General features: G+C 63.3%; 1 protein-coding gene. It reads right to left on the reverse strand.

Annotated features, from left to right (window positions below):
• Positions 1–270: efflux RND transporter permease subunit (locus RYX56_RS26600; RefSeq protein ID WP_317124152.1), on the reverse strand; the 270-nt coding region annotated here is incomplete at both ends.

A 270-nucleotide genomic window follows, 5' to 3' on the forward strand; every position in this document is an offset into this window, starting at 1 on the left:
GCATTGCCCGGGATCTTCGCGAGCTTACCCTCGATCCGGCTGACCAGCTCCTCCTTGGGCAGCTCAGGATCCGGCCAATCCTTGCGCGGCTTCAGGATAACGAACATGTCGGTTGCGTTCGGCGGCATCGGGTCGGCCGCCAGCTCGGCGGTGCCCGTCTTGGAATAGACGAACTGCACCTCCGGCTGCTTCGACATCATTCGCTCGATCGGCACCTGCAACGCCTGGCTCTGCTGGACCGACGTCGCCGGAATACGGAGCGACTGGATT

The organism is Alkalihalophilus lindianensis (assembly GCF_032843265.1).
In the GTDB taxonomy this organism is placed as follows: domain Bacteria; phylum Bacillota; class Bacilli; order Bacillales; family Bacillaceae_D; genus Alkalihalophilus; species Alkalihalophilus lindianensis.